Source organism: Photobacterium sp. Hal280 (genome assembly GCF_037162255.1).
In the GTDB taxonomy this organism is placed as follows: Bacteria; Pseudomonadota; Gammaproteobacteria; order Enterobacterales; family Vibrionaceae; genus Photobacterium.
This window is the reverse complement of the sequence record NZ_JARLUO010000001.1, coordinates 1,001,165-1,017,819: the sequence shown is the minus strand read 5'-3', so window position 1 is coordinate 1,017,819 and position 16,655 is coordinate 1,001,165. Positions and strand designations below refer to the sequence as shown.

Here is a 16,655-nt window from a genome sequence, read left to right as displayed (position 1 = left end):
CGTTGCTGTGTTGTTGTCTTAGTTGGGTGACAGCATAGCGCGGCTGCTTCCAGACAGTTACAGTATACTGACATAAAAAGTCGCATTTTTTTTGCGCATGTTTATGTACGAGGTAATGATGGCGACTATCTTCCCTTCCTGGCTTGGCGGCTACGAGCTGAATAAACAAGTGACGAACCCGAATATTATCGTCGGGGATTTTACTTACTACTCTGGCTATTATCACGATAAGCATTTTGAAGATCATTGCGTACGTTACCTGATGGGCGATCACTCCACAAAAGCGGTGTGGGAATCTGGTATTTTTGGTGAGGTGGATAAACTCATCATCGGTAAATTCTGTTCGATCGCTTCTGGCGCCATTTTCATGCTGGCAGGCAATCAGGGACACAGACACGACTGGATATCGTCTTACCCGTTTGAGGTCAGTGAATTTGGCGACAAAGTCAAAGCAGGCTTTGCCCGGGTGGGCGATACGGTGATCGGGAACGATGTCTGGATCGGCAGTGAATGCGTCATTATGCCGGGTGTACACATCGGCGATGGTTCAGTGATCGGTGCGCGGGCTGTGGTCACCAAAGATGTCCCGCCTTACAGTGTTGTAGTCGGCAATCCTGGCAGAGTCGTTAAGTCACGGTTTAACGACAGCGAAGTGGCCAAGCTGCTGGACATCAAGTGGTGGGACTGGCCCTTATCCATGCTGAAAGCCAATATGGATGTGATGTGCAGTAATGACGTTGAGGCTTTGTACCAAAGGTATCTGTCTTCGTCTGAGTCAATCTAAGCGCTTTGCCAGTGATGGTTCAGCGGATGTACATCTCCTCTCTTTGTTGAACTATCACTCAGTTTTTTGATTCCTTGCAAAAAAATTTTGTGTTTTTACATTAAATTTGAATATTGTATTGAATCATTCAAAAAAAATTGAGTATTATGGTGCAGCACAAGATGCTATGAATCTGTTGCTCCACATCAATTTCTTAGCATCTGTGCCGACAACATCTGTTGTCAGGGGGCACTTAGTGCCAAATCAGCCGACAATCTTCTGGTGGAATCCCCATGCGCCATTCACTTGTACTCGTTATAAATTCCGGAAGCTCTTCGCTTAAATTTGCTTTGATCGATGCCGTCAGCGGCGATGCAAGACTGACAGGGCTGGGGGAGTGCTTTGGTCTCAGCGATGCTACGGTCAGCTGGAAATATGACGGCGAGAAGTCCAGCTTTGCGCTGGAAGCGACAGGCAATCACCATCAGCAGGCGATTGATCGTCTGGTGTTATTGCTCGATGAACTGGGCCTGAAGCAGGACATCATTGCCATCGGCCACCGTGTGGTTCATGGCGGCGAACGGTTCAGTGAAACCGTGAAAATTGATGACCAGGTTCTGACTGAGATTGAAGCGCTGAGCGAGTTGGCACCCCTGCATAACCCGGCTCACGTGATCGGCATCCGCGCCGCCATCAGTGCTTTCCCGTATTTGCCGCAGTACGCTGTGTTCGACACCGCGTTTCACCAAACGATGCCTGCGAAAGCGTATCGCTATGCGTTGCCAGAGAAGCTCTATCAGGACTACGGCATCCGTCGTTATGGTTTTCACGGCACCAGCCATTACTTTGTCAGCCAGGAAGCTGCGAAGCAGTTGGCCAAACCGGCAGAGAAAACCAATGTGATCACCGTGCATCTAGGCAACGGCGCCTCGATTTGTGCGGTACGCAATGGCCAGAGTGTTGATACCAGTATGGGCTTTACCCCAACTGCCGGTCTGATGATGGGCACCCGTTGCGGCGATTTAGACCCGGGGATTGTGGATTTCCTGATCAACAAAGGCTGGAGCCAGGCTGAGGTGCAGCAGGCACTGAACAAAGAAGCGGGCTTCCTGGGCGTTTCCGGTTTAACCAGCGACTGCCGCGGCATTGTTGAAGCGATGGAAGCAGGCCATGCCGGTGCGAAACTGGCGTTTGAAATCTTTACTTACCGGGTGGCGAAATACATTGCTTCTTACATGGTGGCGCTGGACGAACTGGATGCCATCGTATTTACCGGCGGCATTGGCGAAAATTCCCTGCCGGTGCGCAGTGAAGTGCTTAAGTACCTGAAAATTTTCGGCTACCGCGAAGATGCCACGGGTAATGCGAACGCCCGCTTCGGCGAAAAAGGCGTGATCACGAAACCCAATACCCCGATGGCCATGGTCATTCCGACCAATGAAGAGTGGGTGATCGCCAGAGAATCCATGGCGCTGCTGCATGCCTGATTGAACATCCTTTTCTTTTTTGAAAAACGGCCCTGAGTTTCGCTCAGGGCCGTTTTTTTATGCCGTTCATTTGTCATTGCCTGCTTGTTGTTCAGATCTTTTATGCCTTGTTCATTCGGTGTCAATTTAATGTCGTTGCATAAATTGTCGCCATGATTGAAAGCGATTTCCTGGCACGAGTGATGCACATTTTTAAATAACTATGTGTTCTTGATTCTCTGCGTGTGTATTGGCATGGCTTGCCATTATTTGCCGGTTTTTTTACGGAAAGAAAAGGATGCTGAAAGCGCTGAAAATACACGGGCGTAAGGTGACTGATGACTTTTATTTTGCATCAGCATCAGCGACTTATTAAAGGCTGGAACGCATATTTATATCGCTTTTCATGTGGGTGCTATGCTGATTCGTTTTGCTTCGGTTTGTCTCTTTTTCACCGTTTTTTCTTCCTATGCCGCTCTGCTTTCTCCTGCGGTAAAAAGTGATATCGAAACAGAGCAGGCAAAACGTCTGCAATCGCTTGAAGCGTCCCAACAGGCGATCGAGCAGTTACAGGCTTTGCCACCGCCAGCACCAGTCCTGCCAGCGCAGGATGCACAATGTTTTGTGATTCAGCAGCTAACGCTGCGGGGGAATCAGCAAATTGCCACAGAGATTTTACTGGCGGCGGTTGAGTTCAGAGCCGGAGACTGCATCGGCATTGAAGCCATCAACAACATGCTGAAAATCATCACCAACACCTATATCGACAAGGCTTATGTGACATCCAGAGCTGTGCTGTTACCGCAAAATTTGTCGAATGGTGAGTTAGTTGTCGACGTGCTGGAAGGCAAGCTGGAAAGCCTGCAGGAAAACGGCAGGCCGTCATCCGGTTTGCAGCACCTTTTCCCTGGGGAAAGTGGCCGGATTTTAAATTTGCGGGATGTCGAGCAGACGCTGGATCAAATGAACCGTTTGTCCCGCTATAACGCGACGGTGCAAATGTTACCCGGCACCCGACCCGGTTTCAGTCTGGTCGATATTCAGACCCGGCCGGGCGCATGGTGGCGGGGCGAGCTGGGATACAGCAATGCAGGGCAGGACAGCACGGGCAAGGAGCAACTCTCCGTTACGCTGGTGGCTGAAGATCTTTTAGGTCGCTACGAGAGCTGGAGCCTGTCTGGTTCGAAAAGTGCTGAATTTGTCGATAGCCGGGACAGCCAGAGCCTGCAGCTGGGATGGGGAATGCCACTGGGTTACTGGACCCTGAACTACCAGTACGCCTACAGCGATTACCTGACCACTGTGAACAGCCAGAATTTCTCATTCGAATCCAGCGGTGAAACCCAAAGACACGCACTGGATACCCAATGGTTATTTCACCGCGACAGCATCAGTAAGTCTTCACTACGGGTGGTGCTCGGGTATGACCACGAAAAAAACTTTATCGACAAGACCTTACTGAACGGCAGCAGCAATGAACGTGCGTCGGTGACGCTTACTGCCGAACACAGTACGCGGCTGGCAGGCGGATTTCTGACGATGTCACCCTTATATGAGCGCGGACTGGCCATTCCCGGTTATCGCACAGTGCCCGGCAGTCCGGATGAGGAATTCAACAAGGGCACAGTCACGGTGAACTATACCTACCCCCTGTCGCCGGATTGGTCGTTTTCGACCACGCTGTTTACCCAAATTGCCGCCAAGTCTTTGCCCGGTAGTGAGCGGCTGAGTATCGGCGGTGAATTTTCGGTGCGTGGTTTTCAGGGGCAATCACTGTCGGGCGATGCCGGCTACTACTGGCGCAACGACCTGAACTACCACCTGGGGCAATGGCCAGAAGTGGGGCAACTGGATCTGACTGTTGCACTCGATACCGGGGCGATACATCCCGACAACACCGACCCCTTTGAACGGGGTCACTTAACCGGCGGAGCGGTGGGGCTGCGTGCACAGTCGGGCGTTTACCAGAGTACTGTTTTAGCGGGCTGGCCCATCGAACATCCTACCTGGATGTCGGCGGATGATTACAGCCTGAATTACCGTTTTTCACTGAGATTCTGAATTTTCCGAGGCCGGTATGCGTCATCATAATCACAAATTTACACAAGTACTGACATACGTGATGTGCTGGATGCTGGCGACTCAGCCGGTCTGGGCGACGATTCAGGTCGATAGCAGCGGCAAGCATCACACCACGATCTCTGCCGCGGCGAACGGCGTACCAGTGGTGAATATCGCCGCCCCCAATGCCAGTGGTTTATCGCATAACCAGTTCCAGCAATATCACGTCGGCAAAGAAGGGCTGATCCTCAATAATTCGACCGAAAAACTGGCGCAATCTCAGCTGGGCGGTTATTTGCAGGGGAACGCTCAGCTGAACGGGCAGGCTGCGTCTGTCATTCTCAATGAAGTCACCGGGGCCAACCGCAGCCAATTGAATGGCTATACCGAAGTGTTTGGTCAGCAAGCCAACGTTATCGTCGCCAATCCTTATGGCATTACTTGTAACGGCTGTGGTTTTCTCAATACCCCGCGAGCCACATTAACCACAGGTGTACCGCAGTTTCAGAACGGCTTGCTGAGCGGCTTTGATATTCGCCAGGGCGATGTCACTGTCACCGGGCAGGGGCTGGATGGCACCGCTCAGGACTATTTCGATATTCTGGCCCGCACGGCAAAAATCAATGCGGACATTCATACCAATAACCTATCTGTCGTTACCGGCCCAAACCAAATTGATTATCTGACCAATGAAGTCACAGCCACGCATGATGTGAAAGATAAGCCTGTACTGGCAATCGATTCCTCGGCGCTGGGTGGCATGTATGCCGGTCGTATTTCGCTGGTGGCGACCGAGCAGGGCGTCGGCGTGAATACCGGCAAGCTATTTAGTTCCGTGGGTGATATTCAGCTCTCGGCAGACGGCCAGATTACCCTGGGAGATGTCAGCAGTAAGCAGTCACTCACTGTACAGTCGAACCAGTCGGTGACAACCACAGGCACGCAGCAGGCCGGACAGAACATTGAGTATGTCGCGACCGGTGATCTGCTTCTGAACAGTGAAAACTCAGCCGCTCAGTTTCAGGCAACGGCCGGTGATCAGATTCATCAGAACCGTCTGGTGAGTGCCACACAAAGCGCATCGTTCTCGGCGGCTGCCGTGAACTTTCAGGATTCAGAGACCGTCGGCCAGAAAATCAGGGTTCAGGCGGATGCCATTCGGTTGCAAAACAGTGCGCTGACCGCCGGTGTGGCCGCAGACGGCGCAGAGAGCCACAGCGGACGGGTGGATTTGACCGGCACTGACGTGAGCTTGAGTGACAGCCGGATACAGGTATCTGGCGAACTGAGCAGTGAGGTTCACACTCTCAGCCTGGATGCGCCAAGCCAGATTGCAGCAGAGCACGTCAATCTGGCGGGGATCAGCCAGTTCACCAATGAAGGTCAGATCGCCGTTCAGCAGACATTGGCGATTGCCAATCCGCAGTCGCTGACCCTGCAGGGCGCAGGGACAACCCAGACCGACACGCTGGAACTCCGGGCGGGGGCGATTCAAAACCACACCCAGTTCATCGCCAATCAGCTGAACGCTGAAGCAGACACGCTGACACAGAGCACCTCCGGTGAACTGGTGGCACAGACGGGCATGTCTGTTCAGGCTGAGACAATCGATAACAGGGGCAAGCTGGTATCGGCTGGTACGCAAACTCTGCAAGTGACAGGTCTGCTGTCTAATCAGGGCGCGATTCAGTCTGCCGGCGAACAAACCATCACAGCCGGCAGCTTTAGCCAGCAAAGCACAGGGGTGACGACATCGCAGACCGATCAGCAGGTTGTCGCTGATCAGATCGACAATGCCGGCACGCTGGCGGCTGGTGGAGCACAGCGTCTGAGCGTCTCGGGTCAGCTGACAAATACGGGACAGATCCAGGCCGTGGGGGATCAGTTGATTGAGGCTGACGGGTTTGCGCAGAAGGGAAGTGTATCCAGTGATGCCAATAGCCAACTGACCGCGGGCACCCTGATTAACGATGGTGATCTGACATCGCTTGGCGATATGAGTATCAGTGTGGATACCCTGACGCTGAATCAGGCGGCATCGGCAAACGGCGAGCTTGATGTCGATGCTACGGGCGATATGGCTCTCAACCACAACCTGAGTGCCGGCGGGGATGCCAGTATCTCTGCCGGCGGCAAGCTTTCTAATCAAGGCAAGCTGGTGGCTCAGGGACAGACGACCATCAGCGTTGCTGGCACCTTCACCAATCTGGCCACCGGTTTGATTTCAGGCAATACCACTGTACTGAATGCCGGTGTACTGACGAATCAGGGAACGATACAAGCACTGACCAACCTGATGGCCACCCTGACGCAGTTCACCAATCAGGGCGCGACACTGGGGATGCAGGACACCACCTTGAATGTGGCCGGTAACCTGACCAACACCGGCCTGCTGTATGCCGGTGATCAGGGTTATTTCTATGTTAAAGGCCATCTGATCAATACCGAGGCCGACATCTTAACCGGCGGCAAGATGATGATCGCCGGAGATACCAGCGGGGCCATGGCAGTCTCAGTGCAGAATATTTCTGGGGTAATTCAGTCCGGTGATGATCTGGATTTGAAAGCTCAAAGCATCGTGAATAAGCGGAAAGTGCTGGAGATTGAAAAATCTTCTGGAGAAGGAGTACAGCTGGCTCCGCACTATAACCAGGCTGAATTTACTGTCAAACACGGCTCTGAGTATGTTCCCACTTTTACTGCAAACGAAGTAAGAGGAGGTGGTGGAGCAAATGGCAATAGTAATATCAAATATAAGCTAACTTTCACTGGTGGAACACAGCTTGATTTTGTGACTAAAAACGAAGTTGTTAAACTAAAAAAATCATCGGCTTCAGGTCAAATTTTATCGGGTGAAAATTTATTTATTACAGGGGTTAAACTTGAAAATAATGCCAGCCTAATCACTGCAATTAAAGACTCTAATGTAACGCTTAACGAGCTAAAGAACATTGGCTATGAAACGGGGGGAATCAAAGAAACTTCAACCTATGAATATGAATTACCAGCATGGAATCGTTTTTCATATTCTTCAGGTCCAAGTGAATTTGTTTTCAAACGCACAAGTCATGATGTGCAAAAGTTTGACCAAGATTTTATCAATTCCACTATTTCATCCGGTGGTCAAACCGTTCTCAATGTTAAAAATAAGCTGAACAATTCGGAAATTAAATCAAACACAGGTGTCAAGAGTGGCGGTAGGCCATCACAACAGGCGCAGCAGACGATCGGTCAAATTGCATCCGGCAGTCAGCTCGATCTGGGCAGCTTAACTGGCAACAACAGCATTGAATTCCCCGATTTCCGCCTGCCGACCAGCCCGAACGGCCTGTTCGTATTTAACGACGGCCCGGACAGCCAGTATCTGATTGAAACCAATCCGGCGCTGACCCATCTGGATCAGTTTCTGGGATCGGATTACTTCTTCGACAGCATCGGTTTCGATCCGCAAAAAGATCTCAAGGTACTGGGGGATGCGTTTTATGACACCCGCACCATCACCTCTGCCATTTTCGAACAAACGGGCCAGCGTTACCTCAATGATGATGTCGGCACGGATCTCGAGCAGATGCAGCAACTGCTGGACAGTGCAGGCCAGCAAAAAGACAGCCTGAATCTGCAGGCCGGGGTGGCACTGACGCCGGAGCAGGTCGCCGGACTGACGCAGGATATTGTCTGGTGGGAACCGGTTAAAGTGAACGGCCAGCAGGTGCTGGCACCCAAGCTCTATCTGTCGAAAGTGACGCAGGACAACCTCAGCGGCGGCGCGTTGATCAGCGGCAGCGAGGTCTATGTTGAAGCCGGCAATATCGTCAACAGCGGCCAGATGGACAGTCAGGGCAAACTGCATCTGGTCAGTGACGACAGTATCAGCAACCTGGGCGGCAGCATCACCGCGGGTGGCGATATTGAGATGAATGCCGTCAATGATATCGAAAATATCAGCGGCCAGATCGCCGGTGAAAACATCGCACTCAGCACGGAAAAAGGCGACATCATCAACCGCACTGAGGTTGAGCGCGTCAGTATCACGCAGAGCGGCGCAGTAACCACGGCCGATGATGCCAGCGGTGTGGTGTACACCGGAACCCGAGTTGGTGATACCGCTACGATCAGTGGTCGTGGCAAGGTCGCGATGAATGCTGGCGGTTCGATTATCAATACGGCCGCGAACGTCTCTGCCGGAAGTGACCTTAGCTTCACCGCAGAAAAAGACATCACTCTGGCCGCTGAAACCGATCGCGAATACATGAAAATGCGCGATCAGGAACAACTGAACGTGGCCGTGCTGGGATCCAGCGTGTTTTCAGATGGTGACCTGAGTGTTGATGCCGGTGAGAATATTTCGGTTACCGCATCTGATATGGAAATCAGGGGCAAACTGGCGATGGTTGCGGGCTGGGATGTTGCCCTGGATACCCTGGTGAATGAAAGCTTCAGTAGTGAGACCTCCGGCAACAGCAAATCTGTGAGCCATCTTCGGCAGCATCAGCGGACGCAGATGGCGGCCAACGACGGTGTTTTCATTCAGTCGGGCAACGACATCACAGTAACCGGCAGCCAGATCACCACACATGGCGATGTGGGCGTGCTGGCAAAAGGCGATATCACGCTGCAAGCGGTGAATGACAGCGAATATCACTACGACCAATCCACTGAGAAGAAATCCTTTGGCCGCAAAGAAACGGCCATTCAGGAATCGCTGACCGAAACTGTGGTCGGTGCCGATGTGTCGGCGGGCGGCAAAATCATTGCCAAAGCCCAGAAGATTGACAGCGTTCAGACCGCCGGTGGTGACAGCGATATCACCATTGTCGGTTCTAACTTTACCGCGGGTGGGGGCATTGAAGCCTCGGCCGATGGTGATGTCACCGTCACCGCGCAGCAGTACCAGAGCTACAGCCGCGACGAGACCATCAAACAAGGCTTTGGCGGCCTGTCCGGTTCGCACAAATCCGAGGTGGATTCCGCCACCCTGCTTGATGCCAGCGGCATGATGAGCAGCGACAACATTGATATCACCTCAGGCAAGTCGATTACGCTGGTGGCCAGTGCTGTCGACGCAGACGGCGATATTACGGCCACCGCCGTCGATGAGGTGATTATCGCGGCCGGACAGGAAAGCCGTCAGCACGAAACATTTGAGCAGGAATACGGCGCATTCAGAGGCGGTGACCTGTTCTCAATGGATTCTGAACGCCAGGGTGAAATCCACAACACCGCCAGAGGCAGCGTCCTGACCTCCGGCGGCACAGTGAACGTCAATGGCGGCAGCGTGAGCGTGATCGGCTCTGATGTCAGCGCCGAAGCCGATGCCAATTTCACCGCTGACACTGGCAGCGTTGCCGTGCTGGCGGCGGAAGAAACGCACACCACCTGGTCGTCTACGGAATCCCTGTCGGTTAACGTGGAAGATGCTCTGAAATCAGTGGTCAACCCCTATGAGTCGGTGAGTTTTGATGGTGGTCAGGCCAAGCTGACACTGGCAAAAGCCGAGTACAGTAAAGCTGACAACAAGACAGATGCCACCACCCATCGAGGTTCCTCTATCGTCGGTAAAGGCACGGTTCTGATGGATGCCGCTGAAGACATTGTGATCCAAGGATCTGATGTGCTGGCCGACGCGGACGAAGACGGTCAGGGCAATATCGAACTGACTGCGGCAGAGAACGTGCTGATCCGCGAAGTGCTCGACACGGAATCGACCACCTCTTCCAGCATGCAGGGTGAAGCCGAGCTGAGCCTGGTGGTGCAGCATCAGGCCGTGGAAACGGGCAAAGCGGCGATCGCACTGAAAGAGTCTGCAGACAAGCTCAAACAGGCAGAAAAAGATTACCGTCAGTACCAGAAACAAGTCGACAGCCTGGAGAATACGCTGTCTGAGCTGGAACAGGCACTGGCGAACCATGAACCGGGGGTAAGCGCGGCTGATATTGCCGAGCTGAAAGGCGTCATCAGTGATGTCAAAAGCGATGAGGCGTTCTATCTCGCCAGCATTACATTGGCGACAGTGGATGTGGCGTCGAAAACCACTTTGCTGATGAAGCAGGGAGCCGCCGCGGCGCAAAGCACCAGTACACTTGGGGTCGATGCAGGTCTTCATCTTGACATGTCAGTCACCCAGACCGACAGCAAGAGCACCAGCTCAACCGCACGCGGCTCGTCGCTCGCGGGCCAGAATATTGTTGTGAAGTCCGGGACTCAGACCGATCAGCAGATTCTGGTGCAGGGCAGCTCGCTCACCGCCAAAGAGGGGGTGACGCTGGATGGCGGGACGGTCAGTGTACTGGCCGCTGAGCAAACACAACAAAGCCAGTCGCAGACGGAAAGCGGGACCATCAGCGCGTCGATGACGGTGCACGGCAGCAGCACCGGCGGCAGTCTCAACGCCAGCCTGAATCAGTCGGAGCAGCGCAGCCAGTCGACCACGTATGTGAACAGCGGGGTGTCGGGGAATGACATCACCATTAATTCCCGTGGTGATACCCATATTCAAGGTGCCAATGTCGATGCCGCTGAGTCGCTGAGCCTGGATATTGGCGGCGATCTCAATGTCGCCTCAGTACAGGATCGCCACAGCTCAAGCCATCAGGGGGCCGGTATCAGCGGCGGTGTCAGCCTGAGCGGCCAGGGAGACACCACCGGCAGTAATGGCGGCCTGAACGCCAGCAGCGGCCGTGTTATCAGCTCGGAAACCCAGCTCACCACGCTCACCTCGGGTAGTACGGCCGAGATCAAGGTTGCGGGCAACACCGACATTACCGGCGCGCTCATTGCCACCGTCGATGAAGAGGGTAACGATCTCGGCAACCTGACGCTCAACACCGGCAGCCTGAGCTACAGCGATCTCAACAACACCGACTACCGTCAGGATCAGTCGGCAGGGCTCACCACCAGTGTTGGGGTGCAGCAAGGGGGGATCGATTCCACCTATAACAGCAGCAACCTGCAGTACACCAACACCTCGTCCTACAGCAAAGACAAGACCCTCGCAACCTTGGGTCAGGGCGAGATCACCCTGAGCGATGACAGCGACCTCACGGCGCTGAACCGCGATATCAGCACGACCAGCCGCGACCTGTTCGAAGTCGACCGCCAGCAGGGCAGTGTGGATGTCACCCTCGACCACCGCCTGCTGACGGAAGAAGGCCGCAATAACATTGCCGAGGATGTGAAGCGGAATGAACTTGGCTTGTCCTCGCTTGCTGATGTGGTCACCAAAGATTCCGTCTCTCTCGGTGATACTTTTGAGCATGTTGATAACGTTCAGAAAAACCTGGATGTTCAGAAGCTGGTTGCATCGCAGGCAGAGGGCAAGTTTGCGGTCATATTAAATAATCTGGATACAGCAACAGCTTCAGAAAAGCAGGCTGCAATTAACGCGTATGCCGCCGCCTATGCCGAAGTGTATGGCGTCAATATTGATTCGGCATTGGTTGTCGCGGTCACCAAGATGACGCACGGGGCACATTACATGAATGGTAATGGTGCCAGCCAAATCGTTATCAATGACGAAACCATGAAGAATGCGAAGGACTACATGACAACGTTAGGTCATGAAGTCACGCATGGTCAGGTTGCGCAGGGCGGATTAGACAGCCGGGAAAATAAAACGCTGAATGAAGAATATGCCAGCCTGATGGGCGGATATTCAGCGGACAACTACACCTTTGTATTGGAAAACAGCGGGCTGGGAACGGTTAGAGAAGGGGATATCAACCGCCATCATGGGAATCAGTCAGCGCTCATCAGTCGTAACAGTTCCAACTATCTGGCGGACGAAGCGGTATTGCCCGCAGGCAGTATCGAGTACTACCTGAATCAGGAAGAAGTGCAGAATAAACTGTCTCTGCTTGCCAGTTGTAACCAGCAAGGGGCGGGCTCTGCGGCTTGTCAGCAGCTGAATCAGACCAATCAGCTTGACCACATGCGGGATGCAGAGCTTCAGGCGGCCTGCCAGGACATGAGCAGCCCTGGTTGCCGGGCACAGATAGCGAAGGCACAGGCCGCGCTGGATTCGTTTGATGAAGGGGCATCACCCTGGGACGACACCCGCCTTGGGCAGGAGCAGGAAAGCATTCGTACTGTGCTGAATGATCCGTCGGGCAGAGCGCGTCAGGCACAGCAAGAGAAATTAGATTTAGCGTTCAACGTATTGGCAGACTTTTCGCCTGGTGTAGGCGATGCCAAAGGGTTCGCAGAGGCGGAGACGAAGCTGGACTACTTGCTGGCAACGGTCGGACTTGTTCCTGTAGCTGGTGACTTAGTGAAAATGGCAGCCGATGCATTTAAGGCTGGCAAAGTCGGTGAAGCACAGAAGCTCCTGAGCAAAGCGCAGGAGCACCTCCAGCATGTGGATGCGGACTTTGACCTGCCAGATCTGGCTCTGCCGGCCCCCGCCTCCCATCTGGATAAAGCCCCGTCTATGGATTTGGATGTTTCGGGGACACGTTTGGGATCACCGGAAATGGACAGCTCGCTGACGAAGCAGGATGTTGAGGGACATGCTGGTGATGTTGGGGGCAACGATGTTAGTCTTCAGCGAGGAACAACAGGCGACTGGAATAAGTTAGCAAATAATCCTGAGCCAAATACACGCTATGAATTTGAAAATGGTTATAGTTATAAGACAGACGCAAATGGTCGAGTAAACGAGGTTGAGGCTGAACTGCAGCTTGAGCCGTGGGACAGGAATAACTATCAGCAAAAAGTGTCTGGTCGCGATTGTAGAGAAACGAGTGACTGTGGAGGTCACTTGATTGCATCAATGTTTGGTGGACCCGGTGAAGGCATTAACTTAGTGCCAATGGATGCTAAACTTAATGGCTCTGGCGGAGAGTGGTATAGGCTTGAAACCAGATGGCGCGAAGTTTTAAATAATGGCGGTGAAGTGAAAGTGAAAATAACACCTAAGTACTCGGGGGATAGCAAAAGACCAGAAAGCTTCTCTGTCTATTACTCAATTGACGGTGTTCAGCAACCGATTAAAAATTTAACAAACACTTCGAAAGGTAAATAAATGACTGAGGATCAAAAAATATATCGGAAAATTGGGGAGATACTATGGTCTATTATGCCTGAAAGTGCACAAGAAATGTATTTGATTGGTAAGATTTACCCCGATACTTACGAGCTCTGTCTTGAGTGGCTACAAAAGGATTTATCTATTGGGCGTTTCGGTTTTGATAATTACCCACATAAAGTGTGTGAAGATATTTATGAGCTAGCTTGCAAGTTACAAAAACAAGCTCCATTTGAAAGAGAAGTGTGGACTCACTTTAAAGTAATTTTAACTGAATCAGGAAAGATAAAAGTGGAGTTTTCTTACATTCCTCAAGATGATTCTTGGCCAGGTTTATTAATGAATCGTGTAAGTGAATTAACTTTAGAAGAAGCGAAGAAGTACTATATTCCCGAAGATGAATGGATAAAATGTATAGAAAAGTATAAAGGAAAATGAGATTTCACCTTGAATGGTTTCTTGGGTTTAAGTTTTTTCTTAGGGTTTTAAGGTTAAAGTTACTGGGTAGGTAGGTGCTTGATATTTTTGATGCAACTGAGAGAGTGCACTGATAGTGCAATAAATTTTTTGGAGCGAGACTGTCCTGAGTTCTGTGTAATTGTCTAAGCTTTAGCCTTAAAGACTTAAGGATAGACAACATGGACAAGAAAGCACTTGATGCTCGTGAAGCCGAGAAATCCATCAAGTCTCAATCTGATCTTGAGGACATTTCGTAAAATGTTAACCAAGGTGACCGTTGAAACTGCGCTTAATGTCGAGTTAGACGAGCGCCTTGGTTACGAAAAACATGCACCAAAGCTAAGTACTAATAGTTGCAACGGTTATTCGGTAGTGTTCAAAGTTTTGTGTCTTTTCCTACGCTTACTAAAAATTCTGAATAAGTTGTCAGATTTTCTAAACGTGAGTTTGAGCTTCGTTCAGAACTTCAAGCAATTGGATGGTGGGTTAGAGAACACGGATATGACGGTATTTTAGCACCGTCAGTTCGAAACCCTCAAGGTTCAAATTTAGTGATATTAAAAAATGAATAGAATTCCTGAAGATTTAATGGATTTATACAATGCTTATTTAGGTGAACATGCATGAGAGTTATTTGTACGTGGTTTATGTCTGACTGATGTGAAATTAAATGGATTATCTGATTTAGGAGTTCCAAATGATATTGAAAAGGTTCTTATATATAAGGTAGGGCCAATTGAACATACTAGACGTTGGCTTTTTTACCTGTACCAGCTCTGTCAAATTATAAACCCATTGACATTATAAGAAATTATAAGGAAGGAGAGGTAATACTTCGTACCATTTTAATGAGAATGCCCTGATAGAATGATTGATTTGATTGTGAACATTCAACTGATACGGTATTTTAGATAATAGTGAGACCTTCAGTGAAGTTCAGGGGGCATTAACGAAAGGGTTTACTAGAGAAAATAGTGATAAAATTGGTTTGTCCTATCATTTTTGTTTAATTAGGCTATTGACTTGGATGAGTTGAAGGTATGGTATTATGAGGTTGTTAAAGATAACGAAAGTTATCCAGGTTCAATTATTGACTTTGATAGTTCGACAGCACACTATATTTAGTATCGTAAGACTTTTCCCTCATTGGCCATATTTAGGAGAGATAGAGAGGCTTTATATAGCATTGCATATGCAAGGGATATCGAAATTTACGATTACCAGATTAGTAGATAATTAGCTGTTAATAAGGTTTATTAATATCCCGACCTTATAGATGAATATAAGACTTTATTTCCGTTTATTACCTTAAATGGTTACTAGGTTTTAAATAATGGATAATCTAATTGAAGAACAACGAAAATTGATCGAACAGCTTTACCGAATTGTGAAGGGGAGTTGTCCAGTTGATGCCACGTCAGCTAAGTGTCGGTTCGAATACGATCATGGTTATGAGGATGGTAGTGAGAGCGTTGGAGAAACTTTTTACTATACAAAAAATGGCGAGAGTGTTTCGGCAGCTTTGAGGCATGAGTTGGCATTTCCGGTTGTGGATTTGGTCCCTCAGCTTCATGCGAAGATGAAGGCGCATGCTGGGGAGATTGGAATGCATTTACGTTGTTCATCAACGAAGACGGGACTGTGACAACTAAATTCGAATATCCAGATTAAGAACCCTCTCTTGATGCTGTTCATAGTTTTGTGTCAGGGTAAGTCACAGATTCACATATTGATCGACCCTATTTGGGAAATGGACAGTATCACATACACAGTTAAATCAAATGATTGCGCGCATGGTAGAAAGGTCAAATGGTGCTCTACGAGTAGAAGACATTAATATAATAAGGTGATGGCATGACTGTAGGTTTAAAGTTAGGAAGTATTACGGATGAAATTGGAGGGCAGGATTTGTTCCATGCCTTTTTTCAACAGTTAGCTATAGGCTAGAAAAAAATGGTTGGAGCTCCCGCTTTCCATGCTTGCTTAAAAAGCTTTATCAAGGAAGGCTGGAGCAAGGTGATGCAAAGCAAGCATTAGAAGAAATAGATGTGATTACCTCTGAGTTTCGTAATCTCTCTCCAAATAAGGTGATCTGGGATATTGAAAATTTAGATGCTAGTCCGCCTTGGGGCAGCAATATTAGTAGCGATATAACGGATTTATCAAACTATTTTGTTACTAGCACCGGTCGTGATCTGATTAGTGTACTAAAAGAGTGTCTTGAAGAATTACGAGATGAAGGAGGTTTGATAGAGATTGTATCAATGTGATGGGTGTTGTTGGTGACCCTGCACGAGAAGTGGATACTCCGCTGGGATAAAGTCAGATTCCAGTTTTGTACCAGATGTGCCCACTTCTCGGAGGCCTCCAGCATTCCGGCTTAGTGCGTTTTCAGCAAAAGGTTTCATTGATGCTATCGACCTTGGCTTCTGTGAGCTTAAAAGTTTTTATGTGGAGCAAAAGCATTTCGGCTAGATTACGGTCCGAATGGAATAGGATAGGATAGTTTTTTGGAACAGCAAGTTCCAAGCAGACTAATAGTTTTAAAAATCAACCGGCTTGTGATTTAGTTCCTAATGGGAGGTATTAATGTGCTCGATAAAAGTGCCAAGCGAAGAGAAAAAATTATGGTTGAGCTTTCCGAATCTGAGTTGCGTTATCTTTTAGCTTCAGGCTATGGATTATTGTTGAACATTCCAAAAGAATCATTATCAACTTATACAAACTTCAATGCATCTGAAATTGGTGAATTCTCTAAAAAAATCAGAAGAGTTATGGATGAAAATGATATTTCAGTTTAGTTATTGTTTGGAGTGAATTATATATGTTAATTATAATGGTTGTATGAATGTTAGAACCATATATTGTTCGATTATGCCTGGGG

The 16,655-nt window shown here is 49.8% G+C and carries 8 protein-coding genes and 2 pseudogenes; all 10 read left to right on the top strand.

Features of this window, described 5'->3' with window-relative positions; translation table 11 throughout:
* The first annotated feature begins 118 nt into the window (after window positions 1–118).
* The 10 genes and pseudogenes from P4S53_RS04860 to P4S53_RS04820 all read left to right on the top strand — a co-directional run bounded on the left by P4S53_RS04860 (window position 119) and on the right by P4S53_RS04820 (window position 16,572).
* Entirely contained in the window at window positions 119–784 is a 666-nt protein-coding gene (locus P4S53_RS04860; RefSeq protein WP_442958627.1) for a CatB-related O-acetyltransferase, read from the top strand.
* 272 nt (window positions 785–1,056) lie between these two features.
* Entirely contained in the window at window positions 1,057–2,250 is a 1,194-nt protein-coding gene (locus P4S53_RS04855) for an acetate/propionate family kinase (RefSeq protein ID WP_337111639.1), read from the top strand.
* Between the two features lie 396 nt (window positions 2,251–2,646).
* Complete coding sequence (locus tag P4S53_RS04850; RefSeq protein WP_337111638.1) at window positions 2,647–4,290, top strand: ShlB/FhaC/HecB family hemolysin secretion/activation protein; 1,644 nt, start codon at window positions 2,647–2,649, stop codon at window positions 4,288–4,290.
* A 16-nt stretch (window positions 4,291–4,306) separates the two neighbouring features.
* Window positions 4,307–13,309 (top strand): two-partner secretion domain-containing protein, encoded by a 9,003-nt coding sequence (locus tag P4S53_RS04845; protein WP_337111637.1) that lies wholly within the window; start codon window positions 4,307–4,309, stop codon window positions 13,307–13,309.
* Window positions 13,310–13,750, top strand: coding sequence for an immunity protein YezG family protein (locus tag P4S53_RS04840; protein WP_337111636.1), 441 nt, complete (start codon window positions 13,310–13,312; stop codon window positions 13,748–13,750).
* A gap of 200 nt (window positions 13,751–13,950) precedes the next feature.
* Window positions 13,951–14,140 (top strand): annotated as a pseudogene (locus tag P4S53_RS22590) (IS256 family transposase); the annotation flags it as partial.
* A gap of 104 nt (window positions 14,141–14,244) precedes the next feature.
* The gene (locus tag P4S53_RS22585; RefSeq protein WP_442958639.1) at window positions 14,245–14,343 is read left to right on the top strand and encodes a hypothetical protein; all 99 of its coding nucleotides are present in this window, start codon (window positions 14,245–14,247) and stop codon (window positions 14,341–14,343) included.
* Window positions 14,344–15,104: 761 nt separating this feature from the next.
* Window positions 15,105–15,416, top strand: coding sequence for a hypothetical protein (locus P4S53_RS04835; protein WP_337111635.1), 312 nt, complete (start codon window positions 15,105–15,107; stop codon window positions 15,414–15,416).
* A gap of 271 nt (window positions 15,417–15,687) precedes the next feature.
* Window positions 15,688–16,041: pseudogene (locus P4S53_RS04830) on the top strand (Imm70 family immunity protein); the annotation flags it as partial.
* Window positions 16,042–16,362: 321 nt separating this feature from the next.
* Window positions 16,363–16,572 (top strand): hypothetical protein, encoded by a 210-nt coding sequence (locus P4S53_RS04820; RefSeq protein ID WP_337111634.1) that lies wholly within the window; start codon window positions 16,363–16,365, stop codon window positions 16,570–16,572.
* The last annotated feature ends 83 nt before the right edge of the window (window positions 16,573–16,655 follow it).

Coding starts and splice junctions, on each gene's coding strand:
- P4S53_RS04860 (WP_442958627.1), top strand. CDS start 119: ATGGCGACTATCTTCCCTTCCTGGCTTGGCGGCTACGAGCTGAATAAA.
- P4S53_RS04855 (WP_337111639.1), top strand. CDS start 1,057: ATGCGCCATTCACTTGTACTCGTTATAAATTCCGGAAGCTCTTCGCTT.
- P4S53_RS04850 (WP_337111638.1), top strand. CDS start 2,647: ATGCTGATTCGTTTTGCTTCGGTTTGTCTCTTTTTCACCGTTTTTTCT.
- P4S53_RS04845 (WP_337111637.1), top strand. CDS start 4,307: ATGCGTCATCATAATCACAAATTTACACAAGTACTGACATACGTGATG.
- P4S53_RS04840 (WP_337111636.1), top strand. CDS start 13,310: ATGACTGAGGATCAAAAAATATATCGGAAAATTGGGGAGATACTATGG.
- P4S53_RS04835 (WP_337111635.1), top strand. CDS start 15,105: ATGGATAATCTAATTGAAGAACAACGAAAATTGATCGAACAGCTTTAC.